Here is a 25,379-nt window from a genome sequence, read left to right as displayed (position 1 = left end):
GCCCCGCATCGGCCGGTTTTCCTTTGTCCGCCCGCCCCCGCCCCTTGCGCGCCGCGCGCGGGTGGTGGAGAAGTTCCCCCCAACCAGGCGGCCGATCAGGGCGCCGAGACCGACGCCCAGGAGGCCGCCCGATGACGCAGCTCCCCTTCCCTCTGGCCGAAGAGCCCGACGACATCGCCCGCGAGACCGGGCGCAAGCTCTTTGCCGGAGAGACGACCTTCGTGAAGGGCGTGGTCGCGATGTCCGGCCTGCCCCCCGCCGACCGGCTGGAGATCTGCTTCGCCGGGCGCTCGAATGTGGGCAAGTCCTCGCTGATCAACGCGCTGACCGGGCGCAAGGGCCTGGCGCGGGCCTCGAACACGCCCGGCCGCACCCAGGAGATCAACTATTTCGAGCGCGACGCGCTCTACCTGGTCGACCTGCCCGGCTACGGCTTCGCCAATGCCCCCGTCGCGACGGTGGCGAAATGGCAGGAGCTGATGAAAAGCTACCTCTCCGGCCGCCCGACGCTGCGCCGCGCCTTCGTGCTGATCGACAGCCGCCACGGGGTGAAGAAGGTCGACGAGGAGATCCTGAAGCTGCTCGACCGCTCGGCCGTGACCTTCCAGGTGGTGCTGACCAAGGCCGACAAGATCAAGACCAGCGAATATCCGAAGCTGCTGGAGCAGGTGGCCAAGGCGCTGTCGAAGCACCCGGCCGCCTATCCCGAGCTGATCCTGACCTCCTCGGAGAAGGGCGAGGGCATTCCCACCCTGCGCAGCACCATCGCGGGGCTGCTGGAGGACTGAGCCGGCGCGCCGCCGTCTACATCGCGAAGTCGATCGGCGGGAATTCCGTCTCGTCCGCCGCCACGGCCGCCTTCAGATCCGACATCAGCGCGGAATCGGCGGCATAGACGCGGCTCCAGTTCGGCATCGACGGGCTGCCATGCGGGCTTTCCAGGAAGATCTGCCCGGCCCGGGTGATGTTCTCGGCGAAGAGCTCGACCGTCAGCTCCTCGCGGTGGCGGTCCAGCGTCAGCCCGTTCATCTTGGCGTCATGGGCGTAGACCTCGACCATGTCGAGCGCGCGGCGGTAGTAGGTGGCCTTCAGCGTGCGGAACGTGTCGGTGGTGAAAACCGTGCCGTCGACCGCCAGCTTGCGGAAGATCGCCTTGCAGATATCGGTCGACATCCGGTTCAGCCCGTCATTGGCCTCTTCGGTGCTGACATCCTGGTGCTTGTGGTCGTAGCCGTCGGCGATCTCCACCTGGCAGACGGCGCCGGGGCCGAGATTGCGCCAGGCCTCGGACAGCACGCCGATCTCCAGCCCCCAGTCCGAGGGGATGCGCAGGTCGGGCAGGGTCCCGGTCCTGAGCGCGAATTCCCCCGAGAGCGGGTAGCGGAAGCTGCGCAGGTAGTCGATGTAGTCGCGGTCGCCGATCACCTTCTTCAGCGCGATCAGCAGGGGCGAGACCAGCAGCCGCGTCACCCGCCCGTTCAGCTTGCCGTCGCCGATCCGCGGATAGAAGCCCTTGGACAGCTGGTAGGGGAAGTTCGGATTGGCCACCGGATAGACCAGCCGCGCCAGCATCTCCTGGTCGTAGGTGACGATATCGCAGTCATGCGTCGCCATCACCGCCGAGTCGGCGCAGGCGATCAGGTAGCCCATCGACGTCCAGACATTCTTGCCCTTGCCCGGTTCCGGCGGCGCCAGGCCGAGCGCGGCCAGCCGCGCCTCGATCGCCAGCATCCGGGGCGAGTTGTTCCAGATGACGACGTGGTTCTGCGGCAGCCGCGAGAAGAAGTCGCGCGCCATGCGGTACTGGCGCTCGTCGGCGCGGTCGAGCCCGACGATGATCCGGTGCAGGTAGCGGACCTTCGACAGCTCGGCGAGGATATTGGCCAGGGCCGGGCCCTCCAGCTCGGAATAGAGCGAGGGCAGGATCAGGCTGATCCGGCGGGTCTGCGCATAGGCCTCGATCTCGTAGATCATCTCCTCGAGCGGGCGGGACCTGAGATTGTGGAACTGCGCGATGTTGCCGTTCTGGTGAAAGTCAGCCATGTCAGCTCTCCTGCGGCACGAGGCCCGCGGTCAGGTCTAGGATTGCGGCATTCCAGCCTTCGGGCCCGGGCAGCGCGCTGCGCCGGATGCGGCCCGCGGCCTCGCCGTCGAGCTCCGGCAGGCCGGGGCCGTGATCGTTGCGGATGACGACCCCGCAGGTCGCCGCCTCCAGCATCTCGCGGTCATTCGGCGCGTCGCCGAGCGCAATCACCGTCTCCGCGCCGTAGCGCGCGGCGATCTCGGCCATCCGCCCGGCCTTGGTCGCGCCGAAGGACAGCGTCAGGAAGCGCCCGCCGGAGCGCGCGGCGATGCCAAGTTCGGAAAGCGCATCGAGGAACGCCGCCCGGTCCTCCGCGGTTCCCTGCCAGAGCCCCGGCTCGGAGAAATGCCGCTGCCGTGCCAGCGCCGCGGCCTCGGGGGAAAGCCCGGTGATCGCCGCGACCTGGGCATCTGTCATGTCGCCGAAGCCGCAGAACGGCGCCCGCAGCCTGGGCGGCAGTTCGTCGAGCAGCCAGCGCAGCCGCCGGTAGCCCTCGCCCTCGCCCGCCGCCGCGCCCGGCTCGTAGAGCCCGGCGCCGTTCTCGACGATGGCCGGCGCATCCCCGAGGCCGAGCGCCTCATGCAGCGGCGCGATCTCCGCGGCGGTCTTCGAGCTTGCCAGGATCAGCGGGATGCCGAGCGCGCCGAGCCGCGCCAGGGCGGGACGCGCCGGGGACCAGTCATAGGTGGCATGGTCGAGGAGCGTCCCGTCGAGATCGGTGAAAACGAGCCAGGTCAGCGTGATATTCCGATATGTTGCCGCCGGCAGGCTCGGCCGGCAGGCTCAGGGAACACGAAATTGGTAGCGCTGCCAAGTGCTGCATTGCAGCAATGCTCAGACATGCTGTCCCGCGTTCACCTCGATTTCCGTGCCGGTCACGTAGGAGGATTCCGGCGAGCAGAGGAAGAAGATCACGTCGGCCACCTCGGAGGGCTGGCCGAGCCGGCGCAGCGGCAGGGTCTCGACGATCTTCTCGGTGCCGGGGCTGAGGATCGAGGTCTCGATCTCGCCCGGGGCGATGGCGTTCACCCGCACCCCCATCGGACCGAAGTCATGCGCCATCTCTCGGGTCAGCGCCTTCAGCGCCGCTTTCGAAGTCGCATAGGCCGCGCCGGCGAAGGGATGGACCTTGGTCCCGGCGATCGAGGTGACATTGACCACCGCGCCGCGGGCGGCGGAGAGCTCGTCCTTCAGCCCGCGGGCCAGAACGATCGGCGCGAAGAAGTTGACGTGGAACACCTTTCCCCAGGTGCGCAGGTCGGTCTCCAGCGTGTTCAGCCGGCCGCCCTCTTCGGTCTTGGGCGAGATGCCGGCATTGTTGACCAGCGCGTCGAGCCGCCCGTCGATCTTGCCGCGGATCGTCTCGATCGCGTCGATCGTGCTCTGCGGATCGCCAAGGTCGATCTGGATGTGGTTCTCCTCGCCACCCGGCCAGGGGCAGCGCGCGTCGAAGGGCTGGCGCGAGCAGGTCAGCACCCGCCAGCCTTCCGCGGAGAAGCGCTTGACGGTGGCATGGCCGATCCCGCGGCTGGCCCCGGTCAGGAGCAGGGTCTTCTGGGCTGACATGGCACGTCCTTTTCTCGTTACAGACGCAATCTAGGGCGCCCGGGGCGCCAAGGAAAGCTGCCCTTGAGTGATCCGGCGCGACGGATTAGGACAAGCCGTCCCCCGAGGTGCGCGAGATGAAGAAACAGATGTCCCAGACCCGCGACTGGATCGCAACCGCCAAGACCCTCTCCGAGGCCCTGCCCTACCTGCAGCGCTACGAGGGCGCGACCATCGTCATCAAGCTCGGCGGCCACGCCATGGGCTCGGACGAGGCGATGGAGGAATTTGCCCGCGACATCGTGCTGATGCGGCAGGTCGGCGTGCATCCGGTGATCGTCCATGGCGGCGGCCCGATGATCAACTCGATGCTCAAGCGGCTCGACATCCAGTCGGAATTCGTCAACGGCAAGCGCGTCACCGACGAGGCCACGGTCGAAGTGGTCGAGATGGTGCTCTCGGGGCTGATCAACAAGCGCGTCGTGCAGGCGATCAACGACCAGGGCGGCCGCGCGGTGGGCATTTCCGGCAAGGATGCCAACCTGATGGTCTGCACCGAGACCGATCCGGCGCTCGGCCTGGTCGGCACGCCCGACACGGTCGACACCCGCCTGCTGGAAACGCTGACCGCGGGCGAGCTGATCCCGGTGATCGCGCCCCTGGGCGTCAGCCGCGACGGCAGGACGATGAACGTGAACGGCGACACGGCGGCCGGGGCGATCGCGGGCGCGCTGCAGGCGCGGCGGCTGCTGCTGCTGACGGACGTGGCGGGCGTCAAGAACGCGGCCGGCGACGTGATGACCGAGCTGACCGCGACGCAGATCCGCGAGATGACCGATTCGGGCGTGATCGCCGGCGGGATGATCCCGAAGACCGAGACCGCGCTCGACGCGCTCGCCCGCGGCGTGCGCGCGGCGGTGATCCTCGACGGGCGCGTGCCGAATGCCTGCCTGCTGGAGCTCTTCACCGATCACGGCGTCGGCTCGATGATCCGCCGCGGCTGAGCTGCCTGCGCGGTGCTTGCCATGCAAGCGGGCACCGCCTAACACCGCGCCTAGATTTCCGCACCGAAAGCCCCGCCCATGCCCCTGCTGATCCTCGCCCGCCATGCCAAATCCGACTGGTCGCACGAGGATCTGAGCGACCACGACCGGCCGCTGAATGCCCGCGGCCACGCGGCGGCGCCGCTGGTCGGGATGGAGCTGGCACGGCGCAGCCTGGTGCCCGACGAGGTGCTCTGCTCCTCCGCGCGGCGCACGCAGGAGACCTGGGCCGGGATCGCCTCGGAGCTTCCGGGCGCGGCGGCGCCGCAGATCCTGCCCGCGCTCTATCACGCCTCGCCCGAGACGATGCTGTCGGTGCTGCAGGGCGCGACCGGCCGCGTGGTGGCGATGATCGGCCATAATCCCGGCATCGGCGCGCTGGCGCACCGGCTGCTCCCGGAGGCGCCGGCCCATCCGAAATTCGGCATCTACCCGACCGGCGCGACGCTGATCGCCGAGGTCGACGACTGGGCCGCGCTGGAGAATGGCCGGGCGCGGCTGGCCGGGTTCTTCGTGCCCCGCGACCTGCCCGGCCATCCCTGAGGCGGAGGGCAGGCGAACCTGCCCCGCGCCGTGGGTCAGGCTCCGCCCGGCTCGCCGGTGAAGGTGATGCGGATGTCTTCGTGCCGGGCGATGTACTGGCAGGCCAGCCGGTATTTCGGCGGCATGTCATTCACTTCGGCATTCTCGATATCCGCGTCGGTCAGGAGCCCGAGCTCCTTCAGCCGCGCCTTTTCCTTTTCGGTGAAGGCAAGGCTCATCTTGTTGCTGTCATCGTAGTACTCGACTTCGATCACGCAGGAGCCGCAATCGCCGTTCTCGCATTCGAACGGGATCGGGATCCGGTTCTCCTTGGCGACATTCAGGATGGTGGCGGTATTGCCTGCGACAGCATAGACGGTCTTGTCCTGATGCATGATCGGAGACGAGAAGGTCACGTTTGCCATGGGTGGTTCCTTTTCAAGGGTGCGCGCACGCCTTGTCCGAGCACGGGCCGGGCCAAGGCCCGAACCCGGGGAAACCGCCCTTTCGCGCCCGCCGCTTTGTCGCGAAGGCGACACTCTAGCGGGTCCTTTCCGCCTCCATCAGCGCGGCATGGCCCGCCGGGCTGACCCGGTGCAGGCTGGCCAGCAGCCGCTCGGCCCTTGCCTGCAGGCTGCCCGCCTCCTCTGCCTTCACCTCGGCGATCTGCCCCTTCAGCTCCAGCGCGCGGGCCACCCGCGGATCCGCCGCCAGCGCCGGGACATGCTCGGCCAGCGCCTCGACGGCGTCGAGCAGCATGCCGAGCTGGGTGCCATAGCTCGCCACCTCGCGGACGACGCGCTGCTCGATCTCGGGCACGCCGGCGATGCCGTCGAATTCCGGCGCGATGGATTGCGCGACATCGCCCGAAAGCGGCGCGCGGAAGATGGCGGAGAAGGGGAAGACATTCATGGCTGCGCTCCTCGGATTGGGGAAGATCGCAACCATCCTAGAGCGTTTCGGCCGTGTCCGGTCGATCTTTCGCTGCCGGGAGACCGTGATTTCCGCATGGCAGGCGTCCCCGGACGGGACGGCAGGGCGCAGGCTGGGCCCGCGCCCTGCAAAGGGCTCAGTGCCCGAGGATCTGGCTGAGGAACAGCTTGGTGCGCTCGCTCTGCGGGTTGTTGAAGAAGGCCTTCGGCTCGTTCTGCTCGACGATCTGGCCCGCATCCATGAAGATCACCCGGTTCGCCACTGCCTGGGCAAATCCCATCTCGTGGGTGACGCAGAGCATGGTCATGCCCTCTTCGGCGAGCTGGATCATGGTGTCGAGCACCTCCTTGATCATCTCGGGATCGAGCGCCGAGGTCGGCTCGTCGAAGAGCATGATCTTCGGCCGCATGCACAGGCTGCGCGCGATGGCGACGCGCTGCTGCTGCCCGCCGGAGAGCTGGCCGGGATACTTGTTGGCCTGGTCGGGGATCTTCACCTTCTCCAGGTAGTGCATCGCGGTGTCGATCGCTTCCTTCTTCGGGATCTTGCGAACCCAGATCGGGGCGAGCGTGCAGTTCTCCAGGATAGTCAGGTGCGGGAAGAGGTTGAAGTGCTGGAAGCACATGCCGACCTCGGAGCGGATCTTGTCGATGTTCTTCAGATCCGAGCTGAGCACCGTGCCGTCGACGGTGATCTTGCCCTCCTGGTGCTCCTCGAGCGCGTTGATGCAGCGGATCATGGTGGACTTGCCCGAGCCCGAGGGCCCGCAGATCACGATCCGCTCGCCGCGGTAGACGGTCAGGTCGATGTCGCGCAGAACGTGGAACTGGCCGTACCACTTGTTCATGTTGCGGATTTCGATGGCCACCTCGTCAGAGACGGTCATGCCGGCAGGGGCGGTGTTCACGGCTGTGTCGGTCATGTGGCTCTCCTTAGCGGTGGCCGGTATTGAGCTTGCGTTCCAGGTACATGGAGTACCGGGACATCGAGAAGCAGAAGATGAAGAAGACGAACCCGATGAAGGCGAACAGCTCCCAGTAGATGCCGTTCCAGGCACTGTCGGCGCGGATCGCGTTCGACAGGCCGATCGGGTCGAGGATGCCGATGATCGAGACCAGCGTCGTGTCCTTGAAGAGGCCGATGAAGGTCGAGACGATCCCCGGGATGGCGATCTTCAGCGCCTGCGGCATGATGATGAGCTGCTGCGCCTGCCAGTAGTCGAGCCCGAGGCTGTCTGCCGCCTCGTACTGGCCCTTGGGCAGCGCCGCGAGCCCGCCGCGGACCACCTCGGCGATATAGGCCGAGGAGAACAGCGTCGCCATGATGATCACCCGCACGATCAGGTCGAAATTCGTCCCCGGCGGCATGAAGTAGTTCAAGAGCGTCGAGGCGACGAACAGCAGCGTGATCAGCGGCACGCCGCGGATGAACTCGATGAAGCCCACCGAGAAGGTCCGCACGATGAACAGCTCGGTCTGCCGTCCCAGCGCCAGCATGATGCCCAGCGGCAGCGAGCAGGTGATCGCCGTCAGGCCGATGATGATCGAGACCATGAAGCCGCCGAACTGGTTCGACTGCACCGGCTCCAGCCCCAGCGGGATCACCGCATGCAGGCCGTGGACCACCGTCTCCATCACGAAGACCCACCAGATCACCGGCAGCACGATCGCCGCGGCGATCGACAGGATGCGGTTGACCTTGGCGAGATAGCGGAAGGCGGCGGCGCCGATGCCGAAGCCCGCCAGCACCATCACCGGCTGCCAGATCGAGCCGCCCCAGAGCAGCCAGGCGCCGATGAAGGGGAAGAGGCACGAGAAGATCAGCATCTTGCGCGGCAGCTGGGTGAAGAGCACCGGCGCGATCGCCACCAGCATCATCGCGAAGGTCAGGTTCGGCCGCCACAGGAAGTCCCAGGGGTAGAAGCCGTAGATCAGCTGCAGGTAGCGGTCGTGGATCACCGCCCAGCAGGCGCCGGAATGCTCCGGTCCCCAGGTGGCGTCGATGATCTCGCGGCATTCGGCCAGGTTCTCGGCATTCCAGACCGACTGGAACACCCAGGGCAGCAGATGCGACAGCAGCAGGAACACCACGACGAGCGCCACCAGCGTCGCCGCCGTGTTCCAGGGCCCGTCGAAGAGGTTCTTCTTCAGCCAGCCCGCCGGACCCGAGGAGGTCACCGGCGCGGGCTTGCCGTCCAGCATGGCGGTGCGGACATAGGGTTTGACTTCCATGTTACCGCTCCTTCAGCTTGACGCGCTGGTTGTAGATGTTGAAGGCGCCGGAGATGCACAGCGAGATCGCCAGGTAGATCAGCATCGTCAGCATCACGCATTCCAGCTCGCGCCCCGACTGGTTCAGCGTGATCCCCATCAGCGTGCCGGTGAGGTCCATGTAGCCGACCGCGATGGCCAGCGAGCTGTTCTTGGTCAGGTTCAGGTACTGCGAGATCAGCGGCGGGATGATGATCCGCAGCGCCTGCGGCAGCACCACCAGGCGCATGATCCGGTTCGGCCGCAGACCCAGCGCGGCCGCGGCCTCGCTCTGGCCCTTGGAGATGGCCATGATGCCGCCGCGCACGATCTCGGCGATGAAGGCCGCGGTATAGAAGCTCAGCGCCAGCCACAGCGCGATCAGCGAGTTGCGCAGGTGGGTGCCGCCGTCGAAATTGAAGCCCTTCAGCGCCGGATAGCCCAGGTGGAAGCCGAGGATCGCGAGGATCGCCAGCAGCGGCACGAGGATGACCCCGGCGGTCTTCGGCCAGGTTTTCGGCCGGATGCCGGTCTGGTTCTGGATCTGGTCGGCCTGCGCGCCGATCTTCTTGGCGGTGAAGATGCCCGCGGCCAGGACCGCGAGGATGGCGATCAGGTCGATGCTGATGTCGAAGATGCCGAAGAAGCTGAAATCGCCAAGGCTGCGCGAGAAGAGCGGCTCGGGGATGTAGACACCGCGATTGGTGAAGGCGAAGGCGTCGAACAGCATCGAGGCCGCCGGATCGTCGCCGCGGAAGTCGCGCGGCTGCGGCAGCGCCTCGATCATGATCGCCATGGCCAGGACGATCCACAGCAGCACCGGCACGTTGCGGAAGCATTCGACATAGACCGTCATGATCTTGGCGACGATCCAGTTGTGCGACAGGCGCAGCACGCCGACGAGCACGCCGACCACCGTGGCCAGGATGCAGCCCAGGAAGGCGACCAGCAGCGTGTTCAGGAGCCCGACAAAGGCGGCGCGGGCATGGATGTCCTGGTTGTCGTATTCGATCAGCCGCTGGTTGATGTCATAGCCCGCAGGCTCTCCGAGGAAGCCGAAATCGATCGGCTTGCCCAGTTCGGCAAGGTTCTCGGTGACATTCGCGCCGAGCCAGAAGACCAGGGCCAGGACCCCGATCAGCGTGGCGACCTGGATGGTCATCGAGCGGTAGCGGGTGTCGTAGATGAGCTGGGAAAGCTGGAATCCGCCCTTCGGCGGGTCGCTCGCAATGGCCATGAAAGCTCCTGTCTAGAATACGCGTCAGGCAGGCGGAGGGCGCCGGAACAGCAGGGCGCCGGACGGACGAGGGGCGCGGGATGACCCGCGCCCCGGTTGTCCTCAGCGGAACGGCGGTGCGTACAGGAGGCCGCCTTCGGTCCACTGCGCGTTCAGGCCGCGCGCCAGCCCGATCGGGGTGCCTTCGCCGATGTACTTCTCGAAGATCTCGCCGTAGTTGCCTTCGGCCTTGATCGCGTTCGCGGCCCAGTCCTGCGACAGGCCCAGCATCTCGCCCAGGTTGCCCTCGGTGCCCAGCAGGCGGGCGATTTCCGGGTTCTCGGTCGACTCGGACAGCTCGTCGATATTGGCCGAGGTGACGCCCAGCTCTTCTGCCGCGATCAGCGCGTTCAGCGTCCAGGAGGCGATGTCCGCCCAGTGGTCGTCGCCCTGGCGGACGAGCGGGCCGAGCGGCTCCTTGGAGATGATTTCCGGCAGGATCACGTGATCGCCCGGCGCTTCGAAGGAGGCGCGGGTCGCGGCCAGGCCGGAGGCGTCGGTGGTGTAGACGTCGCAGGCGCCGGCCAGGTACTGCTGCTGGGCCTCGGCGTTGGTCTCGATCGGCACCGGCTCGTAGCTGATGTTGTTGGCGCGGAAGAAGTCCGCGAGGTTCAGCTCCGTGGTGGTGCCGGTCTGGATGCAGACGGTGGCGCCGTCGAGTTCGCGGGCCGAGGTCACGCCCAGCTCCTTCGGCACCATGAAGCCCTGGCCGTCATAGTAGTTCACGCCGATGAAGGTGTTCTTCAGGTCGACGTCGCGGGTCAGCGTCCAGGTGGTGTTGCGCGCCAGCACGTCGACTTCGCCGGCCGACAGCGCGCTGAAGCGGTTGGTGGTGGTCAGCGGCTTGAAGTCCACGGCTTCGGGATCGCCGAAGATCGCGCCGGCCAGAGCCCGGCAATAGGCGACGTCGAAGCCTTCGTAGCGGCCATTCGCATCGGGAGCGGAGAAACCGGCCAGACCCGTGGAGGTGCCGCAGATCAGCTTGCCGCGCGCTTTCACGTCATCCAGCGTATCCGCCGAAGCGAAACCGGCCACGGCGCTAGCAGCAGCCAGCACGCCCCAAAATACCTTTTTGGTCATGTTTACCTCTTCCTGTGAACCGCATGCGCGGTTTTCTGCCGGTGCACTCTGCCGGCATTTTAGTCCCGTTTATCTTTGGTGAGCCCCTCACCGCCGGAATTCGCGCAGTTTAAGGGCCTCCGGTCAAGGGTGAGCCCCCCCTTCCCCGGACCGGAATGGCGGTTTTTTCAGCAAACGCAGCGTCGGGGAGCGAAAAAAGGGCATTCACACAAACGCGCAAATGCCCAGAAAACGGGCCAGAGCTCACTTACGCAGGGGAAGGAAGAGACCCCCGCGCCGGGCGTCAGGCGCTGCGGATCAGGACGAAGGCGCGGTGCGCGGTGAGGAATTCGGCCTGCTTCTTCGCCGCGGTCCCGGCGGCTTCCTCGTCCACGCCCCATTGCTCGGCCTGCCAGTCCTCGTCGACGCGCGACAGGGTCCAGGCGGCCTCGGCCGCAGCCTCGCCATGGATCACGGCAAGCCCCAGGACCAGCGAGCCCGAGATGGCGACGAGGTCGTGGAAGGCGGCCAGCTCGAAGGCGGTCAGGCCGTGGACCTCGGCGGCGAGCGCGGCGAGGCTGGCCTCGGGCTGGGCGACATGCATCACCCCGCCCGCAGTGTTCAGCGGCGCGCCGAAGCGGCCCGCCGACCAGATCAGCAGCGGATCCCAGGCGGCGCGCTGGCGCGCGACCAGCGCCTCGGGCGCCTCGGCGCGGTAGCACAGAAGGTCGGTCCCGCCATAGGCGGCCAGCATCTCCGCCACCGCGGCATGGTTCACGGCGACATTGTCGATCGCGGAATTCGACAGCTTGGTCAGCGGCATGCTCGCCGGGTCGATCGTGTCGCCCTGCGCGCGCCATTCGGCGGCCACGGCCTCGGCCAGGGCGCGCGACGGAAGCACCAGCGCGGCCTTGGCCGGGGTCTTCACCGCCCGCCCGTCCAGCTGCACCGTCCAGCCGTCCCCGGCCTCCGCGACTGCGGCCTCTTTCCAGAACCGCTTCGGCACCCAGCCCGCCATCTCAGCCCTCCCAGAGCTCGCCCAGCAGGCCCGGGACCTGCGCATATTCCGTCGCCAGCCGTTCGGCCCCCGCCGCCTGCAGCCGTTCCGCCGGATGGTAGCCCCAGCTGACGCCCAACCGCCGCACGCCCGCGGCGCGGCCCATCTCCATGTCGAAGGCGGTGTCGCCGATCATCACCGCGTCGCGCGCTTCTACCCCGGTCGCCGAGAGCGCGGCCTCGACCATGGCCGGATGCGGCTTCGACGGGTGGTCGTCGGCGACCTGGGTGGTGATGAAGCGGTGCGCCAGCCCGTGGGTCTCCAGCAGGTGGGTCAGCCCGCGGCGCGACTTGCCGGTGGCGATGCCGATCAGCACGTGGTCCTCTGCCGCCAGCGCGTCCAGACAGGCCAGCGCGCCGTCATAGAGCGGCGAGGAGGCCGCCGCATCGGCGCCGCGCAGCGAGGCATAGGCGTCCTTGTAGGTCTCGACCATCCGGTCGATCCGCTCCGGCGCCATGTCCGGCACCAGCTGGGCGATCGCATTGGGCAGCGACAGGCGCACGATCGACAGGATCTCGGCGGCGGGCGGCGTGGCGAGCCCCTCGGCGGAGAAGGCCGCTTCCATCGACAGCTTGATATGCCCCTGGCTGTCGACCAGCGTGCCGTCGACATCGAAGAGCGCGAGGCGGAGACGTGTCAAAATTCGGGATCCTCGAACGGGTCGGCCGGAACATCCGCCGGGTCCCAGCCCAGCGTCTTCCAGGTCCGGGCCATGTGGTCGGGCAGGGGCGCGGTGATCGACAGCTGCGCGCCGGTCACCGGATGGGTGATCTCCAGGCTGCGGGCATGCAGGTGCAGCTTGCGGCTGATCTCTCCGCCCAGCTGCGCGCCCCAGCCGTCGCCCAGGTTCTCCTGGCCGGAGCCGCCGTACTTGCCGTCGCCGATGATCGGATGGCCCAGCTCGGCCATATGCGCGCGCAGCTGGTGCGTGCGGCCGGTGATCGGCACCATCGCCACCCAGGCGCAGCGCTTGCCCAGCGGCGAAAGCACCGCGTAGTCGGTCGTGGCATGCTTGGCGCCCTCGGTCCTGTCGACATCGCGGGGATGCAGGCAGCGCATCTTCTCGCCCTCGCCGCCACGGCCATGGCCCGGCGCCTTCACCAGCCCGTACTTGATCGTGCCCATCGCGGGGGTCGGCACGCCGGCCACCACCGCCCAGTAGATCTTGCGGGTCTCGCGCGAGCGGAAGGCCTTGGTCAGCGCGTCGGCCACCTTGCGGGTGCGCGCCATGATCAGCACGCCCGAGGTGTCGCGGTCGAGCCGGTGGACCAGCCGCGGCTTCTCCTCGAGGCCGAAGCGCAGGCATTCGGACAGCCCGTCGACATGGCGCGTCTGGCCCGATCCGCCCTGCGTCGCCAGCCCCGGCGGCTTGTTCAGCGCGATGATGTGGTCGTCGCGGTAGAGCACGGCGCGCTGCATCATCTCGATATCGGCTTCGGCGATCCGGGGCGCCGGCGGGCGGTCCTGCTCGGGCCCGGGATCGGGGATCGGCGGGATGCGCACGCTCTGCCCGGCCTCGAGCCGGGTCGCGGGCTTCACCCGCCCGCCATCGACGCGCAGCTCGCCCTTGCGGCACATCTTCTCGATCCGGCCCTGGCCGAGATGCGGGAACAGCCGTCGCAGCCAGCGGTCCAGGCGCTGGTCGGCATCATCTGCGCCCACGGTCAAAGTCTGCACGCCGCTCATTGGAACACCATCCTGCTCAGGGCCAGTCCGAGGAAAAGCGCGGCCAGCGACAGCACCACCGAGGCGCCGACATAGAAGGCCGCCGTCGCCAGCTCGCCGCGTTCCCACAGCGTCACCGCGTCGAGCGAGAAGCTGGAGAAGGTCGTGAAGCCGCCGAGCATGCCGACGGTCAGCAGCGGCGCGAACTTGGTGCCGCCCTTCAGCGCCATCACCGTGACGAAGACCCCCATCAGGAAGGAGCCCGCGACATTGACGAAGAAGGTGCCCCAGGGGAATCCGGGCCCCATCAGCCGCATCGCGGCGATGCCCGAAAGATAGCGCCCCGAGGCGCCGATTGCGCCGCCCAGGGCGACCATGGCGAGTTTGTCGATCATGCGCTCCTCTTTTCCCGGCCCGGCCGCGGAGTCAACCGCCCTGCCGCTTTGCCCTGAGCCGGGCGAAGTACCCGGCCCGCTTGCCCAGCTCGCGCTCGAAGCCGCGATCCACCGGAGCGTAGAGCTCCGGCCGGGCCATGCCCTCGGGAAAGTAGTCCTGCCCCGAGAATCCGTCCTCTGCATCGTGGTCATAGGCATAGCCCGCGCCATAGCCCTGGTCCTTCATCAGCCCGGTGGGCGCGTTGAGGATATGGCTGGGCGGCGGCACCGAGCCGGTCTTCTTCGCCAGCGCCCGCGCGGCCTTGTAGGCGACATAGGCCGCGTTCGATTTCGGCGCCAGCGCCAGGTAGATCACCGCCTGGGCCAGGGCCAGCTCGCCCTCGGGGCTGCCCAGCCGTTCATAGGTCTGCCAGGCGTCGATGCAGACCGCCTGGGCCTGCGGATCGGCGAGGCCGATATCCTCGACCGACATCCGCGTCAGCCGCCGCGCGAGGAAGCGCGGATCCTCGCCGCCCTCGAGCATCCGCGCGAACCAGTAAAGCGAGGCATCCGGATCGGAGCCCCGCACCGATTTGTGCAGCGCCGAGATCAGGTTGTAGTGCCCGTCCCCCGACTTGTCGTAATGTGCCGCCCGCTGGTTCAGCCGCTGGCCGAGCGCCTTGGCATCGAGCGGCGCCTCCGCCTGCCAGCTGGCCACGACCTCCGCCATGTTCAGCAGGCTGCGCCCGTCGCCATCGGCCATGGCCAGAAGATGCGCCCGCGCCTCGGGCGTCAGCGGCAGGGACCGGCCGAGCTCGGTCTCGGCCCGGGAGAGCATCGCCTCGAGCGCCTCCGCCCCGAGCCGGCTCAGCACGACGACATGGGCGCGGCTGAGCAGCGCCGCGTTGAGCTCGAAGGAGGGGTTCTCGGTAGTGGCGCCGACCAGCGTGATCAGTCCGCTTTCGAGATGCGGCAGGAACCCGTCCTGCTGGGCCTTGTTGAAGCGGTGGATCTCGTCGACGAAGAGCAGCGTCCCCTGCCCGGCGCGGCGGCGCTGGCGGGCCTCCTCGAAGACCTTCTTCAGGTCGGCGACGCCGGCGAAGATCGCGCTGATCTCGACCATGTGGAGCCCGGCCTCGCGCGCCAGCAGCCGCGCGATCGTGGTCTTTCCGACGCCCGGCGGGCCCCAGAGGATCAGCGAGGGGATCTGCCCCGCCGCGAGCATGGTGCCGAGCGGCGCCTCGGGACCGAGCGCGGCCTCCTGGCCCAGCACGTCGGCAAGCGCCCGCGGCCGCAGCCGGTCGGCCAGCGGACGCGGACCCTCCGGCTGGGCGGGACCAGCCGGGCGGGCATCGGGGAGGGAGTCGAAGAGATCGGCCATGTCAGGGATGTTGCGGCTCCGGGCCGCTTTCGCAAGCCCCCTCTCCCCCGGCCCCTCTCCCCGCGGGGAGAGGGGAGGGCCGAAATGCGAAAAGGGCGGAGCTTGCGCCCCGCCCTTCCGGAAAATCGCTGCCGCGAGGCTTACGCCTCTTCGGCTTCCTCGGCCTCGACGCGGGCGCGGTCAGCGGCGCCCTTGGCATCGACGTCGCGGTCGACGAATTCGATGATCGCCATCGGCGCCATGTCGCCGTAGCGGAAGCCGGCTTTCAGGACGCGGACGTAGCCGCCCTGGCGGTCCTTGTAGCGCGGGCCGAGCACGTCGAAGAGCTTGGCGACCAGCGCGTCCTGCTTCAGCTTCGACGCGGCCTGGCGGCGGGCATGCAGGTCGCCGCGCTTGGCAAGGGTGATCAGCTTCTCGATCACCGGGCGCAGTTCCTTCGCCTTCGGCAGGGTGGTCTTGATCTGCTCGTGCTCGATCAGCGAGCCGGCCATGTTGGCAAAGAGCGCCTTGCGGTGCTCGTGGGTGCGGTTCAGGCGGCGGTATCCGCGGGCGTGACGCATGTGTCTATCCTTTCAGGTGCTTTGTCCGGCCCCCATGCGTGCGGGGACCTCCTTGGTGGGGCGGAATTGCCCTGGTCTTGCGATGCGGCGCCCCGGGCTTGACCCGGGGCCTCCTGGTAGCCTCGGCGAGGCCCCGGATCAAGTCCGGGGCGCGGGCCGGAGACCTCAGAACTGGTCTTCGAACTTCTTCGCCAGATCCTCGATGTTGTCCGGCGGCCAGTCCTCGACATCCATGCCGAGATGCAGGCCCATGCCCGAGAGCACTTCCTTGATCTCGTTCAGCGACTTGCGGCCGAAGTTCGGGGTGCGGAGCATCTCGGCTTCGGTCTTCTGGATCAGGTCGCCGATATAGACGATGTTGTCGTTCTTCAGGCAATTCGCCGAACGGACCGACAGCTCCAGCTCGTCGACCTTCTTCAGCAGCAGCGGGTTGAACTCGAGGCCGTCATCCTCGGATTCGCTGCGGGCCGCTTCCGGCTCGTCGAAGTTGACGAAGATCTGCAGCTGATCCTGCAGGATGCGCGCGGCGAAGGCCACGGCGTCCTCGGGCGTGACCGAGCCGTCGGTTTCGATCTTCATGGTCAGCTTGTCGTAGTCCAGCACCTGGCCCTCGCGGGTCGGCTGGACGTCGTAGGAGACCTTCTTGACCGGCGAGAAGATCGCGTCGATCGGGATCAGGCCGATCGGGGCGTCCTCGGGACGGTTCTTGTCGGCCGCGACATAGCCCTTGCCGATATCGACGGTCATCTCCATGTAGAGATCCGCGCCGTCATCGAGATGGCAGATGATGTGGTCGCGGTTCAGGACCTCGATGCCTGCGGATTCCGAGATCTCGCCGGCGGTCACGGCACCCGGCCCGCGGGCCTGGATGGTGATCCGCTTCGGACCCTCGACATCCATCTTGATCGCGACGCCCTTGAGGTTCAGCACGATGTCGGTCACGTCCTCGCGGACGCCCGCCACCGAGGAGAACTCGTGCAGCACGTTGTCGATCTGGACGGTGGTGATCGCCGCACCTTGCAGCGAGGACATCAGGACCCGGCGCAGCGCGTTGCCGAGCGTCAGGCCGAAGCCGCGCTCCAGGGGTTCCGCAACCAGGGTCGCCTGGCGGGTGGGATCATTGCCCGGCTTAACGTCGAGCTGCATCGGTTTGATGAGCTCTTGCCAGTTCTTCTGGATCATGCCTGTGGCCTCCATGCTCGCCGCCTGCCCCATGTCCAAAGGCCCGCGACACCCGAGGTTGTGAACGGATCGAACCGGCGGCCGGATGCCGCCGGTTCAAAGCTTGTCAGATCGGATCAGACGCGGCGGCGCTTGGGCGGGCGGCAGCCGTTATGCGCGATCGGCGTCACGTCGCGGATCGACGTGATGTTGAAGCCGACAGCAGCCAGGGCGCGCAGCGCGCTCTCGCGGCCCGAACCGGGGCCCTGCACTTCGACTTCCAGCGTCTTGACGCCATGTTCCTGCGCCTTGCGTCCGGCATCCTCGGCAGCCATCTGCGCAGCGTAAGGGGTCGATTTCCGCGACCCCTTGAAGCCCATCGTACCGGCGGAGGACCAGGAGATCGCGTTGCCCTGGACGTCGGAGATGAGGATCTTGGTGTTGTTGAACGACGAGTTCACATGCGCCACGCCGGCGGCGATGTTCTTGCGTTCTTTTTTCTTGCCGGCATTGCGGCGGGTATCACGTGCCATGTTTCCGGTCTCCCCTTACTTCTTCTTGCCGGCGATCGGCTTCGCCGGGCCCTTGCGGGTGCGGGCGTTGGTGTGGGTACGCTGGCCGCGCACGGGGAGGTTGCGGCGGTGGCGCAGGCCGCGGTAGCAGCCGAGATCCATCAGGCGCTTGACGTTCATCTGCACTTCGCGGCGCAGGTCGCCTTCGACAGTGAAGTTCGCGTCGATATGTTCGCGGATGGCGAGCACTTCCTCGTCGGAGAGCTCGTTGACGCGACGGGTCGCGTCGATGTTCACGGCTTCGCAGATCTGCTTGGCGACGTGGTCGCCGATGCCGTGGATGTAGGTCAGCGCGATCGGAACGCGCTTGGCCGTGGGGATGTTGACGCCGGCGATACGTGCCACGTGGTTTTTCCTTTTCGTTGCGGTTCCGTAGTTCCAGAACCTTTTTTCACAACGCAGACCCGCCATGAGGCAGGCAGCGCGGCGATCTTCGGCGAATCCCCTGCGCGCCAAGCACAAAGCGAAAGCCGATTCTCAGTTGAGATGGCGTGAAGTATTGAGAATCCGTGCCAAGGTCAAGGGCGGATCTTCGGCCACAGGCCGACACGGAGAACAGGCTCCGGATGGCCGTCTCGGGCTCCGGAGTACCTAGGGAGTTTCTCACAAAAATCCATGCGACGCAAATCGGAGTTTTCGCCGCGCCTTTCACGGAAACCGGAGCGCCCGGGCTGTCGCAAAACCGTCAACCGGCTCTGGCAGAAGGGCGGCCGGACATGAAGGAGCCCGACATGACACGCCCCGCCCTGCTCATCGCCCTGATCCTCGTCCCGGCCGTCGCGGCGGCCGGCGATGCCCGCGACCAAGCGGCGGAAGAAAGCCATGCCGCCCTGCTCGCCTGCCTGCGCGCCAGCGGCGCCGCGACGCTCGGGGCCGGGCTCGGCGCCTGTGCCGCGGAGGAGCGCCGCGCGCTCGACGATGCCGAAGCCGCCGCGGGGCTGCACCCACACGAGACCGACGAGCGCGAGCTGGTCGATGCGAAGCTCCTCGCCCGCTGGACGCCCGAACTCTCGGCCGCGCTCGATTGAGCGCATGAAAAAAGGGGCCGCTGGGGCCCCTTCCTCGTTCGCGTGCCGATCCGGGATCAGGCGGAAACCGTAATGGCCCCGATGATTGCCGCGGTGACATCGTCCATCGGCTGGTCGCCATTGACCGATTTCAGCTTGCCGGTGCCGCGGTAGTACTCGACCAGCGGCGCGGTGTCCTTGTGATAGGTCGCGAGGCGCTTCTTCAGGGTCTCGGCATTGTCGTCGGCACGGCTGCCGCCGCTCTCGGCGGCGCGCTTCTCGATGCGGCCGATCAGCAGCTCGTCGGGGACCTGCATCTCGATGACGACATCGAGGCTCATATCCTTGCTCTCCAGCAGCTTGTCGAGCGCTTCGGCCTGGGCCGAGGTGCGCGGGAAGCCGTCGAAGATCACACCGCTGGACGCCTGGACGTCATCCTGATCGAGACGCTCGGAGACCACGCCGATGACGATCTCGTCGGAAACCAGATCACCGGCTTCCATGACGGCCTTGGCCTTCAGTCCGATCTCGGTCCCGGCCTTCACCGCGGCGCGCAGCATGTCGCCGGTGGAAAGCTGGACCATGCCCTGGCTGTCGATCAGCCGCTGGGCTTGCGTTCCCTTGCCCGCACCCGGCGGTCCAAGAAGGATGATGTTCATTTGCGTCTCGTCCCTTTCTTGCTCCGCCTCTTTCCCCGGAGCTGTGACTTCTCGATCAGGCCTTCGTACTGATGCGCCAGAAGGTGCGACTGGACCTGCTGGATCGTATCCATCGTAACGGAGACAACGATAAGGACGGAAGTCCCTCCAAAGTAGAAGGGAATGTTCAACTGCGACCGCATGACTTCGGGAAGCAGGCAAACAAGCGCCAAATACGCGGATCCGAGGACAAGAAGTCGCACGACCACGTAGTCAAGATATTCGGCGGTACGTTTTCCTGGCCGAATCCCGGGGATGAAGCCCCCTTGATTCTTCAGGTTGTCCGCCACGTCTTCGGTCTTGAATGCCACATTCTGCGTGTAAAAGTAAGTGAAGAACACGATCATCGCTGTAAAAAACAGTAAATACAGCGGCTGGCCGGGACCGAAATAGGCCAGGATCGTGGACATCACCGGGCCGGTATCCGAGCCCGAGAAGGTGGCGAGGGTCGTCGGCAGCAGCAGGAGCGACGAGGCGAAGATCGCCGGGATGACGCCGGCCGGGTTCACCTTGATCGGCAGGTGGCTGGAGCCGCCGTCATACATCTTCATGCCGACCTGGCGGCGCGGGTACTGGATATGCACCTTGCGCAGCGCCCGCTCCATGAAGACCACGAAGCCGATGGCGACGATGATCATCGCGATCACCGCGAAGATCGTGCCGGTGCTGACGACGCCCGCGCGGCCCTGGGTGAAGAACTGCGCCATGGCGGCGGGGATCTCGGCGATGATGCCGACGAAGATGATCAGCGAGATGCCGTTGCCGATGCCGCGCGCGGTGATCTGCTCGCCCAGCCACATCAGGAACATGGTGCCGCCGACCAGCGTGATCATGCAGCCGATGCGGAAGAACCAGCCCGGATCATGGGCGAGGCCACCGGATTCGATCGAGACCGCCAGGCCGTAGGACTGCACCAGCGCCAGCGCCACGGTGCCGTAGCGGGTGTACTGGTTCAGCTTCTTGCGGCCGGCTTCGCCCTCTTTCTTTAGGTTCATCAGCGGCTCCCACATCGCGCCCAGGAGCTGGACGATGATCGAGGCCGAGATATAGGGCATGATGCCGAGCGCGAAGATGCCCATCCGGCTGATCGCGCCGCCGGTGAACATGTTCAGGACACCGCCGATGCCCGTGGTCGCCTGCTCCATGAAGGCGCGCAGTTCCGCGCCGTCGATCCCGGGCACGGGGATGTAGGTCCCCAGCCGGTAGACGATCAGGAGCCCGATCGTGAATAGGATGCGCTGGCGCAGCTCGGTTGCCTTCCCGAAGGCCCCCCAGCTGAGGTTCTGCGCCATCTGTTCCGCTGCTGAAGCCATTGCGCCTCTCTTGTAACGACAGCGCCGCCTAACCGGTTTCCGGTCGGCGGCGCTAGGAAAACCTGTGGGAGTAGTAAGCGGGGCAGGCCCCGCTCACAAGCAATTAAGCGTCTGCCGCAGGCGCCGCCGGTGCCGACACGGTGACGGAACCGCCGGCTTTCTCGATCAGATCCTTGGCGGCGCTGGAGACCGCGGTGACCTGCAGGTCGATCTTCTGGGCGAAGGCGGTCTCGGTCAGCGCGCCGGCTTCGTCGACGGTGCCGGCCAGTTTGCCCAGCACGCGGATGCCGTCGAGCTTGCGGCGCACCAGGCCCGATGCGACCAGGATGTCCTCGGTCACCGGCTGGCTGGCGTCGATCTTGCCGGCTTCGATGAATTTCTGCAGCACGCCCAGGTTGACGACGGCGTAGGACTTCCGGTTCGGCTTGTTGAAGCCGCGCTTCGGAAGACGCATGTAAAGCGGCATCTGGCCGCCTTCATAGGCGTTGATCGCCACGCCCGAACGCGATTTCTGGCCCTTGATACCACGGCCGCCCATCTTGCCCTTGCCGGAGCCGGGGCCGCGGCCAACGCGCTTTGCTTTGCGGGCTGCACCGGGATTGTCGTGAAGTTCGTGAAGTTTCATGTCGCTTCTCCTTGCCGGACATGACCCCTGAAGCGAATGGGCCAGACACGGCTTTTCTTGTTTCTTGGATTCGGATCCATGCGGACCACCGCGCGCGTATACGGCCGTACGCGCCGAGGATCAAGGGCCTAAGGATCAGGGGCCCTGCAGGGCCGCGCTCAGTGGCAATGGACGCGGCCGGTCGCGCTTTCCATATGGCAGCATTGGCCCGGCGGCGAGGATTTCCGGCAGCCGCCGCCATGGCCGGGCGGTTCCGGCGGCAGCGGGCCCAGAACCAGGGCGGACAGCATGGCAAGGAACATCGGCTTCATGGCATCTCCCCCTCCTCGCCAGCCATAGCCGGCAAGCGGCCGGGGGTCAGCCGCGCAATGCCGAAAATCCGCGCTATTCCTCGAGCCGCCCGTAAAGGGGACAGCCCAGCGTCACCTGCAGCGCGGTGACCAGCTCCTCGACGGATTCGGCCGAGACATACTGCCCCCCGGTCTGCTCGGCCAGGCAGCGCGCCGGGCTCTGCGCGTCGGTATAGTCGTTGGTCCCCTCCTTGTCCCACAGGAAGCGGACGCCGCGCACCTTGTAGCCGATGACATGGACCCTCAGCCCGGGATGCTCGGCGGCCAGATAGGCGGCCAGCTCGCAGGGGGCGCCGCCGCAGGTCTCCTTGCCGTCGGTCACCAGCACCACGTCGCCGCCGCCGCCATCCTCCGACAAGAGCGCCGCGGCGCGCCGCACAGCCTCGGTCAGCGGCGTCTCGCCATCGGGCTGCAGCGAATCCACCGCCGCGATCACCGGGCCGGAGGCATCCGCCATCGGCGGGAAACGCAGTTCGATATTCTCGCAGGTCGCCCCTGCCCCGGGGCCGTAGATCATCAGCCCGATCCGCCGGAACCCGTCCAGCCGCGGCATGGCCAGGCGCAGCGCGCGGCGGGCCTCGAAGATGCGCGGCTCGGAGAGCTGGTTGAAGCCCATCTCCGACATCGAGCCCGACCCGTCGAATACGACCATGGCATCCCGGCTGCACTCCTGGGCGGAGACGACAGCCGGCAGGATCAGGGCAAGGGCCATAATGAGCGGACGCATGCGGCAACTTTGCGCCTGCCCGGGCCTTCGGGCAAGCCTCCTGCATTGCGACCTTCGCAGGAGATGTGCCATCTGCCGAAACTTTTCGCGACGGAAGTGCTTCCGGACCGCGTTCCAGACCCGATCATCCGGAGGGCCTTCATGCTACGCACCATCCTGTTCTGGGCGCATTTCGCCGCCGGCGCCGTTGCCGGCCTGTTCATTTTCCTGATGTCGGCCACCGGGCTGATCCTCAGCTACGAGGCCCAGATTACCGAAGCGGCGGTCCGCAGCGCGGTCGAGGCGCCCGCCGGGGCAGAGCCGCTCGATGCCGACGCGCTGATCGCAAAGCTCGCCCTCGACGGCAGCGGCGCGGGCCGGACGCTGGTCCTCGATGCCGATCCCGCGGTGCCGCCCGAACTGCGCGCCGGGCGCAGCTCCGTCCGGCTCGACCCCTATACCGGCGAAGTGCTCGAAGAGGCGGGCGCGGGGACCGCGGCCTTCTTCCGGAAGGTGACCTATCTCCACCGCTGGCTCAGCCTCTCCGGCCCCTCGGACACAGGCGGCGCGATCAACGGCGCGGCCAACCTGGTCTTTGTCTTCCTCGCGGCCTCGGGCCTCTACCTGTGGCTGCCGCGGGTGATGCGCTGGTCGCAGTTCCGCATCCGGCTGCTCTTGCGGCGCGGGCTGCCGACGGCGCAGGCGCGGCACTTCTCCTGGCACCATGTCTTCGGCGCCTGGGCGCTGGTGCCGCTCTTCGTCATCGCCCTCTCGGGCGTGGTCATCTCCTATCCCTGGGCGTCGCGGCTGGTCTATGCCGCCTATGGCGAAACCGCGCCCGCGGGCCGCGGCGGGCCGGGCGGCGGGGCCCTGCCCGGCGATCTGGCCGGAGAGGCTCTGACGGAGGACCGCGCCCTGCCCGCCTCCGCGCTCCTCGCGGCCGCCGGGACGCTGGCGCCCGGCTGGAAGACGGCCGCCATCGCCCTGCCGGAAGACGGCGCTCGCTATGTCACCGTCGCGATGGACCGCGGCAACGGCCGCCAGGCCGCCAAGCGCGAGACGCTGATCCTCGACCGCGCGACCGGCGCCGCGCTCGGCCATAGCGGGATCGAGGCGCAGAGCCCGGCCAGCCGGGCGCGCGGCTGGTTCCGCTTCGTCCATACCGGCGAAGTCTACGGCCTGGCGGGGCAGACGATCGGCGCCGCGGCCTGCCTGGCCGCGATGGTGCTGGTCTATACCGGGCTGTCGCTGGGGCTGCGCCGGCTCGGCCGGATGCGCCGCAAGGCCGCCGCGGGACGCGCCGCCGCCTGAGCCGCGCTGCGGCGTGCATCCCGGACGGCCCGGCGCTATCCTGCTGCCGGGAACCCAGGAGTCCGAGATGCAGGCGCTGCCGCCGCCAAGGGAGATCCGCGCCACCGACGGGACGGCCTACCGGCTGCGGCCGATCCGGCCGGGCGATGCGGCGTCGCTGATCCGCGGCTTCGAGGCGATGCCGCCCCGGAACCGCTGGTTCCGGCTGCTGCATCCGGTGCCGCATCTGACAGAGGAAATGGCCGAAGCCTATTGCAGCCCCGATCCCGCGCACGAGATCTGCCTGGTGGTGGAGGGCCGAGGCGCGCTCGAGGGCGACATCCTCGGCGGGGCGCGCATCGCCGATCTGGCACCGGGAAAGCCGGCCGAGTTCGCCGTCTCGCTGCGCCCGGAGGCCGAGGGGATGGGGCTGGCGCGCCAGTCCCTGGAAGCGGTCATCGCCATTGCCCGCCTGCGCGGCGCCACCGGCGTCTGGGGCAGCATCTCGGGCGACAACAGCTGGATGCTGGGGCTGGCCAAGCGGCTGGGCATGAGCCTGTCGCTCGACCCCGAGGATTTCTCGCTGCGCCTGGCGACGCTCGATTTCGGGCCGCCGGACGAAGAGGGCTGAGCCCGGGCTCAGCCCTTGCGAAGGCGGCGGCTGTTCGAGCGGGTGCGCGCCTCGATCGGCCGGATCGCCGCCAGCGCGGCCGCGGCCGTGCCCTTGCTGCCCGCGGTGGCGCGCGCCGCCATCTCGAAGGACTTCGTGAAGGCCGCGGGCTTCTCCATCACCATCTGCACCGCCTCGGCCGGGCCGAGCTGGCCAAGCGCCATCTGCAGCGTGCGCCGCTGGATCACCTCGGAGGCCGAAATCATCATGCGGCCATAGGACAGGCTCACTTCCTGCCAGGTCAGCGCGGCCTTCATTGCCGCCTTCATGTCGTACATATGCTGCTTGCCTCTATATGCCGGAGCGTCCTGCTCCCTGGCGGGTCCGGGCCGGTCCTGGCCTGCCACGGCCGAACGCGGTCCGGGCGGCCCGGGTTCCCCGGCCAGCCCGCAAATGCAGAACGCCCCGGCAACCAGGGCCGGGGCGTTCCGAAACTTCATCCGAGTGCGGCTCAGCCGCGCTCTTCGACGATCTCGACGAGATGCGGGATCTTGTTGATCATGCCGCGCACGGAGGGGGTGTCCTCCAGCTCGCGGGTCTTGTGCATCTTGTTGAGGCCCAGGCCGATCAGCGTCTTGCGCTGGACTTCCGGGCGGCGGATCGGGGAACCGATCTGCTTGACAACGATGGTTTTCGCCATGGGTCCGCTCCTTATGCGTCAGCTTCGGCCGGCGCTTCATCCTTCTTGGGGAGGATGTCGGCGACCTTCTTGCCGCGGCGCTGAGCCACCTGGCGCGGGCTAGCCACGCGGCCAAGGCCGTTCAGGGTTGCGCGGATCATGTTGTACGGGTTCTGCGAACCGGTCGACTTTGCGACCACGTCGTGGATGCCCAGCATCTCGAACACGGCGCGCATCGGACCACCGGCGATGATCCCGGTCCCGTGCGGCGCGGTGCGCATGATGACACGGCCTGCGCCGTGACGGCCTTCGATGTCGTGGTGCAGCGTGCGGCCTTCGCGCAGCGGCACGCGGATCATCTGGCGCTTTGCCTGCTCGGTGGCCTTGCGAATGGCCTCGGGGACCTCTTTCGCCTTGCCCTTGCCGAAGCCGACACGGCCCTTCTGGTCGCCAACGACCACGAGAGCTGCAAAGCCGAAGCGCTTGCCGCCCTTCACGGTCTTGGAAACGCGATTGATCGCAACCAGGCGATCCGCGAATTCCGGAGTCTCGTCGCGGTCGCGGCCGCGGCGGTTGTCACGTTCTGCCATGAGACAGTTCCTTGTATCTGGCGCCAGGCGC

At 67.6% G+C, this 25,379-nt stretch carries 32 protein-coding genes; 6 read left to right on the top strand and 26 right to left on the bottom strand.

The window, feature by feature from the left end; genetic code table 11:
* Positions 1-131: 131 nt before the first annotated feature.
* Complete coding sequence (yihA, locus tag FGX59_RS24825) at positions 132-788, top strand: ribosome biogenesis GTP-binding protein YihA/YsxC (RefSeq protein WP_138469824.1); 657 nt, start codon at positions 132-134, stop codon at positions 786-788.
* A gap of 16 nt (positions 789-804) precedes the next feature.
* Here the strand turns inward: yihA and FGX59_RS24820 are convergent, their stop codons facing one another.
* The 3 genes from FGX59_RS24820 to FGX59_RS24810 form a co-directional block, all read right to left on the bottom strand.
* Positions 805-2,043 (bottom strand): glycosyl transferase, encoded by a 1,239-nt coding sequence (locus FGX59_RS24820; RefSeq protein WP_138469823.1) that lies wholly within the window; start codon positions 2,041-2,043, stop codon positions 805-807.
* A gap of 1 nt (position 2,044) precedes the next feature.
* Entirely contained in the window at positions 2,045-2,821 is a 777-nt protein-coding gene (locus FGX59_RS24815; protein WP_138469822.1) for a mannosyl-3-phosphoglycerate phosphatase, read from the bottom strand.
* 96 nt (positions 2,822-2,917) lie between these two features.
* Positions 2,918-3,649: an SDR family oxidoreductase gene (locus tag FGX59_RS24810; RefSeq protein WP_138469821.1), complete on the bottom strand. Its 732-nt coding sequence runs from the start codon at positions 3,647-3,649 to the stop codon at positions 2,918-2,920.
* 116 nt (positions 3,650-3,765) lie between these two features.
* On the opposite strand from FGX59_RS24810, the gene argB reads away from it, so the two are divergent.
* Together argB and FGX59_RS24800 are read left to right on the top strand one after the other, a co-directional pair.
* On the top strand, positions 3,766-4,632 hold the full coding sequence (gene argB, locus FGX59_RS24805; RefSeq protein WP_138469820.1) for an acetylglutamate kinase: 867 nt from the start codon (positions 3,766-3,768) through the stop codon (positions 4,630-4,632).
* A gap of 78 nt (positions 4,633-4,710) precedes the next feature.
* Positions 4,711-5,214, top strand: coding sequence for a histidine phosphatase family protein (locus FGX59_RS24800; RefSeq protein ID WP_138469819.1), 504 nt, complete (start codon positions 4,711-4,713; stop codon positions 5,212-5,214).
* Positions 5,215-5,249: 35 nt separating this feature from the next.
* Here FGX59_RS24800 and FGX59_RS24795 read toward each other — a convergent pair whose 3' ends face one another.
* From FGX59_RS24795 to rpsM, 15 genes are all read right to left on the bottom strand, one after another.
* On the bottom strand, positions 5,250-5,618 hold the full coding sequence (locus FGX59_RS24795; protein ID WP_138469818.1) for a 2Fe-2S iron-sulfur cluster binding domain-containing protein: 369 nt from the start codon (positions 5,616-5,618) through the stop codon (positions 5,250-5,252).
* A 115-nt stretch (positions 5,619-5,733) separates the two neighbouring features.
* On the bottom strand, positions 5,734-6,105 hold the full coding sequence (locus tag FGX59_RS24790; protein WP_138469817.1) for a hypothetical protein: 372 nt from the start codon (positions 6,103-6,105) through the stop codon (positions 5,734-5,736).
* 157 nt (positions 6,106-6,262) lie between these two features.
* The gene (locus FGX59_RS24785) at positions 6,263-7,048 is read right to left on the bottom strand and encodes an amino acid ABC transporter ATP-binding protein (RefSeq protein ID WP_138469816.1); all 786 of its coding nucleotides are present in this window, start codon (positions 7,046-7,048) and stop codon (positions 6,263-6,265) included.
* Positions 7,049-7,058: 10 nt separating this feature from the next.
* Positions 7,059-8,357, bottom strand: coding sequence for an amino acid ABC transporter permease (locus FGX59_RS24780; protein WP_138469815.1), 1,299 nt, complete (start codon positions 8,355-8,357; stop codon positions 7,059-7,061).
* A 1-nt stretch (position 8,358) separates the two neighbouring features.
* Complete coding sequence (locus tag FGX59_RS24775; protein ID WP_138469814.1) at positions 8,359-9,612, bottom strand: amino acid ABC transporter permease; 1,254 nt, start codon at positions 9,610-9,612, stop codon at positions 8,359-8,361.
* 102 nt (positions 9,613-9,714) lie between these two features.
* On the bottom strand, positions 9,715-10,731 hold the full coding sequence (locus FGX59_RS24770) for an amino acid ABC transporter substrate-binding protein (protein WP_138469813.1): 1,017 nt from the start codon (positions 10,729-10,731) through the stop codon (positions 9,715-9,717).
* Positions 10,732-11,014: 283 nt separating this feature from the next.
* The gene (locus FGX59_RS24765; RefSeq protein WP_138469812.1) at positions 11,015-11,728 is read right to left on the bottom strand and encodes an ATP12 family chaperone protein; all 714 of its coding nucleotides are present in this window, start codon (positions 11,726-11,728) and stop codon (positions 11,015-11,017) included.
* 1 nt (position 11,729) lies between these two features.
* Positions 11,730-12,407 (bottom strand): HAD-IA family hydrolase, encoded by a 678-nt coding sequence (locus FGX59_RS38870; RefSeq protein ID WP_370296260.1) that lies wholly within the window; start codon positions 12,405-12,407, stop codon positions 11,730-11,732.
* A complete protein-coding gene (locus FGX59_RS38865) occupies positions 12,404-13,453 on the bottom strand; it encodes an RluA family pseudouridine synthase (protein ID WP_138469811.1) in 1,050 nt (349 codons plus the stop codon). The genes FGX59_RS38870 and FGX59_RS38865 overlap by 4 nt, the downstream gene beginning before the upstream one ends.
* Positions 13,450-13,827 carry a fluoride efflux transporter CrcB gene (gene crcB / locus FGX59_RS24750; RefSeq protein ID WP_138469810.1) on the bottom strand — a complete coding sequence of 126 codons (378 nt, stop codon included), beginning with the start codon at positions 13,825-13,827 and terminating at the stop codon, positions 13,450-13,452. Before crcB ends, FGX59_RS38865 begins: the two co-directional genes overlap by 4 nt.
* Before the next feature lie 31 nt (positions 13,828-13,858).
* On the bottom strand, positions 13,859-15,187 hold the full coding sequence (locus tag FGX59_RS24745) for a replication-associated recombination protein A (protein ID WP_138469809.1): 1,329 nt from the start codon (positions 15,185-15,187) through the stop codon (positions 13,859-13,861).
* 140 nt (positions 15,188-15,327) lie between these two features.
* Positions 15,328-15,747, bottom strand: coding sequence for a 50S ribosomal protein L17 (rplQ, locus tag FGX59_RS24740; protein WP_138469808.1), 420 nt, complete (start codon positions 15,745-15,747; stop codon positions 15,328-15,330).
* 165 nt (positions 15,748-15,912) lie between these two features.
* Positions 15,913-16,929 carry a DNA-directed RNA polymerase subunit alpha gene (locus tag FGX59_RS24735; protein WP_138469807.1) on the bottom strand — a complete coding sequence of 339 codons (1,017 nt, stop codon included), beginning with the start codon at positions 16,927-16,929 and terminating at the stop codon, positions 15,913-15,915.
* A 116-nt stretch (positions 16,930-17,045) separates the two neighbouring features.
* Positions 17,046-17,441 carry a 30S ribosomal protein S11 gene (gene rpsK, locus FGX59_RS24730; RefSeq protein WP_138469806.1) on the bottom strand — a complete coding sequence of 132 codons (396 nt, stop codon included), beginning with the start codon at positions 17,439-17,441 and terminating at the stop codon, positions 17,046-17,048.
* Positions 17,442-17,456: 15 nt separating this feature from the next.
* Positions 17,457-17,825, bottom strand: a complete 369-nt coding sequence (rpsM, locus tag FGX59_RS24725) for a 30S ribosomal protein S13 (RefSeq protein WP_138469805.1) — start codon at positions 17,823-17,825, stop codon at positions 17,457-17,459.
* A 386-nt stretch (positions 17,826-18,211) separates the two neighbouring features.
* On the opposite strand from rpsM, the gene FGX59_RS24720 reads away from it, so the two are divergent.
* Entirely contained in the window at positions 18,212-18,508 is a 297-nt protein-coding gene (locus tag FGX59_RS24720; protein ID WP_138469804.1) for a hypothetical protein, read from the top strand.
* Positions 18,509-18,564: 56 nt separating this feature from the next.
* Here the strand turns inward: FGX59_RS24720 and FGX59_RS24715 are convergent, their stop codons facing one another.
* The 5 genes from FGX59_RS24715 to FGX59_RS24700 all read right to left on the bottom strand — a co-directional run bounded on the left by FGX59_RS24715 (position 18,565) and on the right by FGX59_RS24700 (position 22,200).
* Positions 18,565-19,146 carry an adenylate kinase gene (locus FGX59_RS24715; RefSeq protein ID WP_138469803.1) on the bottom strand — a complete coding sequence of 194 codons (582 nt, stop codon included), beginning with the start codon at positions 19,144-19,146 and terminating at the stop codon, positions 18,565-18,567.
* Positions 19,143-20,498: a preprotein translocase subunit SecY gene (gene secY / locus FGX59_RS24710; protein ID WP_138469802.1), complete on the bottom strand. Its 1,356-nt coding sequence runs from the start codon at positions 20,496-20,498 to the stop codon at positions 19,143-19,145. Before secY ends, FGX59_RS24715 begins: the two co-directional genes overlap by 4 nt.
* Before the next feature lie 103 nt (positions 20,499-20,601).
* Entirely contained in the window at positions 20,602-21,123 is a 522-nt protein-coding gene (rplO, locus tag FGX59_RS24705; protein ID WP_138469801.1) for a 50S ribosomal protein L15, read from the bottom strand.
* A 158-nt stretch (positions 21,124-21,281) separates the two neighbouring features.
* Positions 21,282-21,434 (bottom strand): hypothetical protein, encoded by a 153-nt coding sequence (locus tag FGX59_RS37765; protein WP_171060814.1) that lies wholly within the window; start codon positions 21,432-21,434, stop codon positions 21,282-21,284.
* Between the two features lie 73 nt (positions 21,435-21,507).
* The gene (locus tag FGX59_RS24700) at positions 21,508-22,200 is read right to left on the bottom strand and encodes a VWA domain-containing protein (protein WP_240722690.1); all 693 of its coding nucleotides are present in this window, start codon (positions 22,198-22,200) and stop codon (positions 21,508-21,510) included.
* Positions 22,201-22,341: 141 nt separating this feature from the next.
* Here FGX59_RS24700 and FGX59_RS24695 point away from each other — a divergent pair, with 141 nt between their 5' ends.
* Together FGX59_RS24695 and FGX59_RS24690 are read left to right on the top strand one after the other, a co-directional pair.
* Entirely contained in the window at positions 22,342-23,490 is a 1,149-nt protein-coding gene (locus FGX59_RS24695; protein WP_171060817.1) for a PepSY domain-containing protein, read from the top strand.
* 67 nt (positions 23,491-23,557) lie between these two features.
* Positions 23,558-24,100 (top strand): GNAT family N-acetyltransferase, encoded by a 543-nt coding sequence (locus FGX59_RS24690; protein WP_138469799.1) that lies wholly within the window; start codon positions 23,558-23,560, stop codon positions 24,098-24,100.
* A gap of 8 nt (positions 24,101-24,108) precedes the next feature.
* On the opposite strand, the gene FGX59_RS24685 is transcribed toward FGX59_RS24690, so the two are convergent.
* From FGX59_RS24685 to rpsE, 3 genes are all read right to left on the bottom strand, one after another.
* The gene (locus FGX59_RS24685) at positions 24,109-24,417 is read right to left on the bottom strand and encodes a hypothetical protein (RefSeq protein ID WP_138469798.1); all 309 of its coding nucleotides are present in this window, start codon (positions 24,415-24,417) and stop codon (positions 24,109-24,111) included.
* Between the two features lie 173 nt (positions 24,418-24,590).
* A complete protein-coding gene (gene rpmD, locus FGX59_RS24680) occupies positions 24,591-24,779 on the bottom strand; it encodes a 50S ribosomal protein L30 (RefSeq protein ID WP_138469797.1) in 189 nt (62 codons plus the stop codon).
* 11 nt (positions 24,780-24,790) lie between these two features.
* Entirely contained in the window at positions 24,791-25,348 is a 558-nt protein-coding gene (gene rpsE, locus FGX59_RS24675) for a 30S ribosomal protein S5 (RefSeq protein ID WP_138469796.1), read from the bottom strand.
* Positions 25,349-25,379: the final 31 nt, after the last annotated feature.

The organism is Poseidonocella sp. HB161398 (assembly GCF_005870025.1).
In the GTDB taxonomy this organism is placed as follows: domain Bacteria; phylum Pseudomonadota; class Alphaproteobacteria; order Rhodobacterales; family Rhodobacteraceae; genus Mangrovicoccus.
This window is presented reverse-complemented; position numbering and strand designations above follow the sequence as displayed.

Excerpts from the sequence above, each read along its gene's own strand:
- rpsE (WP_138469796.1), bottom strand. The coding sequence starts at position 25,348 with ATGGCAGAACGTGACAACCGCCGCGGCCGCGACCGCGACGAGACTCCG.
- FGX59_RS24745 (WP_138469809.1), bottom strand. The coding sequence starts at position 15,187 with ATGGCCGATCTCTTCGACTCCCTCCCCGATGCCCGCCCGGCTGGTCCC.
- FGX59_RS24810 (WP_138469821.1), bottom strand. The coding sequence starts at position 3,649 with ATGTCAGCCCAGAAGACCCTGCTCCTGACCGGGGCCAGCCGCGGGATC.
- rplQ (WP_138469808.1), bottom strand. The coding sequence starts at position 15,747 with ATGCGTCACGCCCGCGGATACCGCCGCCTGAACCGCACCCACGAGCAC.
- FGX59_RS24735 (WP_138469807.1), bottom strand. The coding sequence starts at position 16,929 with ATGATCCAGAAGAACTGGCAAGAGCTCATCAAACCGATGCAGCTCGAC.
- FGX59_RS38865 (WP_138469811.1), bottom strand. The coding sequence starts at position 13,453 with ATGAGCGGCGTGCAGACTTTGACCGTGGGCGCAGATGATGCCGACCAG.
- yihA (WP_138469824.1), top strand. The coding sequence starts at position 132 with ATGACGCAGCTCCCCTTCCCTCTGGCCGAAGAGCCCGACGACATCGCC.
- FGX59_RS24695 (WP_171060817.1), top strand. The coding sequence starts at position 22,342 with ATGCTACGCACCATCCTGTTCTGGGCGCATTTCGCCGCCGGCGCCGTT.
- FGX59_RS24685 (WP_138469798.1), bottom strand. The coding sequence starts at position 24,417 with ATGTACGACATGAAGGCGGCAATGAAGGCCGCGCTGACCTGGCAGGAA.
- argB (WP_138469820.1), top strand. The coding sequence starts at position 3,766 with ATGAAGAAACAGATGTCCCAGACCCGCGACTGGATCGCAACCGCCAAG.
- FGX59_RS24765 (WP_138469812.1), bottom strand. The coding sequence starts at position 11,728 with ATGGCGGGCTGGGTGCCGAAGCGGTTCTGGAAAGAGGCCGCAGTCGCG.
- FGX59_RS24715 (WP_138469803.1), bottom strand. The coding sequence starts at position 19,146 with ATGAACATCATCCTTCTTGGACCGCCGGGTGCGGGCAAGGGAACGCAA.
- rplO (WP_138469801.1), bottom strand. The coding sequence starts at position 21,123 with ATGAAACTTCACGAACTTCACGACAATCCCGGTGCAGCCCGCAAAGCA.
- FGX59_RS24770 (WP_138469813.1), bottom strand. The coding sequence starts at position 10,731 with ATGACCAAAAAGGTATTTTGGGGCGTGCTGGCTGCTGCTAGCGCCGTG.
- rpsK (WP_138469806.1), bottom strand. The coding sequence starts at position 17,441 with ATGGCACGTGATACCCGCCGCAATGCCGGCAAGAAAAAAGAACGCAAG.
- FGX59_RS24720 (WP_138469804.1), top strand. The coding sequence starts at position 18,212 with ATGACACGCCCCGCCCTGCTCATCGCCCTGATCCTCGTCCCGGCCGTC.
- FGX59_RS24780 (WP_138469815.1), bottom strand. The coding sequence starts at position 8,357 with ATGGAAGTCAAACCCTATGTCCGCACCGCCATGCTGGACGGCAAGCCC.
- FGX59_RS24795 (WP_138469818.1), bottom strand. The coding sequence starts at position 5,618 with ATGGCAAACGTGACCTTCTCGTCTCCGATCATGCATCAGGACAAGACC.
- FGX59_RS24820 (WP_138469823.1), bottom strand. The coding sequence starts at position 2,043 with ATGGCTGACTTTCACCAGAACGGCAACATCGCGCAGTTCCACAATCTC.
- FGX59_RS24785 (WP_138469816.1), bottom strand. The coding sequence starts at position 7,048 with ATGACCGACACAGCCGTGAACACCGCCCCTGCCGGCATGACCGTCTCT.
- FGX59_RS24690 (WP_138469799.1), top strand. The coding sequence starts at position 23,558 with ATGCAGGCGCTGCCGCCGCCAAGGGAGATCCGCGCCACCGACGGGACG.
- FGX59_RS24700 (WP_240722690.1), bottom strand. The coding sequence starts at position 22,200 with ATGCGTCCGCTCATTATGGCCCTTGCCCTGATCCTGCCGGCTGTCGTC.
- FGX59_RS24800 (WP_138469819.1), top strand. The coding sequence starts at position 4,711 with ATGCCCCTGCTGATCCTCGCCCGCCATGCCAAATCCGACTGGTCGCAC.
- rpmD (WP_138469797.1), bottom strand. The coding sequence starts at position 24,779 with ATGGCGAAAACCATCGTTGTCAAGCAGATCGGTTCCCCGATCCGCCGC.
- crcB (WP_138469810.1), bottom strand. The coding sequence starts at position 13,827 with ATGATCGACAAACTCGCCATGGTCGCCCTGGGCGGCGCAATCGGCGCC.
- secY (WP_138469802.1), bottom strand. The coding sequence starts at position 20,498 with ATGGCTTCAGCAGCGGAACAGATGGCGCAGAACCTCAGCTGGGGGGCC.
- FGX59_RS24790 (WP_138469817.1), bottom strand. The coding sequence starts at position 6,105 with ATGAATGTCTTCCCCTTCTCCGCCATCTTCCGCGCGCCGCTTTCGGGC.
- FGX59_RS24775 (WP_138469814.1), bottom strand. The coding sequence starts at position 9,612 with ATGGCCATTGCGAGCGACCCGCCGAAGGGCGGATTCCAGCTTTCCCAG.
- FGX59_RS37765 (WP_171060814.1), bottom strand. The coding sequence starts at position 21,434 with ATGAAGCCGATGTTCCTTGCCATGCTGTCCGCCCTGGTTCTGGGCCCG.